The organism is Micromonospora sp. LOL_015 (assembly GCF_048060275.1).
Taxonomy (GTDB): domain Bacteria; phylum Actinomycetota; class Actinomycetes; order Mycobacteriales; family Micromonosporaceae; genus Micromonospora_E.
Map to the genome: position 1 here is coordinate 1 of NZ_JBHMIO010000223.1, position 293 is coordinate 293.

General features: G+C 67.9%; 1 protein-coding gene. It reads left to right on the top strand.

Going from position 1 to position 293, the window contains the following annotated elements:
- A partial coding sequence (locus ACFHWU_RS29585; RefSeq protein WP_416592363.1) for a hypothetical protein occupies positions 1-293 on the top strand: 293 nt, incomplete at both ends.

Below are 293 nucleotides of genomic sequence, written 5' to 3' on the forward strand. Positions count from 1 at the left end.
AGCGGGCGGCGGCGTTGGCCGGTGCGGGTCTGTCCACCGCGCAGGTCGCCCAGGCCCAGTCGGCCGCGGGCCGGTCGATGAGGTCGGTCATCCTGTCGGTGGCGTGGGACGTGTTGAAGGAGTTCATCGGCCTCGACGCCGCGCTGGGCTGCTTCGGCGGCGACGTGTGGTCCTGCGTCGACCTGGTCACCGAGTTCGTGCCCGCCTTCAAGATGTTCAAAGCGTTCGGCCGGATCGTCAAGGCCGTCGAACGTACCTTCTCCGCGATCAGGGCCTGGCAGAAAGCGAAAACG